Origin of the sequence: Zoogloea sp. LCSB751, assembly GCF_002028455.1 — a bacterium.
Lineage (GTDB): Bacteria > Pseudomonadota > Gammaproteobacteria > Burkholderiales > Rhodocyclaceae > Zoogloea.
This window is the reverse complement of the sequence record NZ_MWUM01000518.1, coordinates 1-244: the sequence shown is the minus strand read 5'-3', so window position 1 is coordinate 244 and position 244 is coordinate 1. Positions and strand designations below refer to the sequence as shown.

Annotated in this window: 1 protein-coding gene; it reads left to right on the top strand. The window is 41.0% G+C overall.

The features are described from left to right. Positions 1 to 183 (top strand): hypothetical protein (locus B4920_RS27550; RefSeq protein WP_216820126.1); only part of this gene is annotated, 183 nt, incomplete at its 5' end. Between the last annotated feature and the right edge of the window lie 61 nt (positions 184 to 244).

Below are 244 nucleotides of genomic sequence, written 5' to 3'. Positions count from 1 at the left end.
GCCAAAAAAATAGGCAATACCAGTCTGACCCATGACTATGTTTACTTTAGCACGGCCCAGCAAAAAGTCGTCGCCACCGCATCGTCCGTCATTGTGTTTTTTGACCAAACCGGCAAAAATAAACAACCGATTTCTGATGGTCAGCGCCAACAACTTGCCGAGTTAGAAAGTCATACGGTTTAAAAGTTATAGTGTTTAACTATTACTAAAATTGTTAAAAAAGCCACAAGTTGCAATGCTCGTG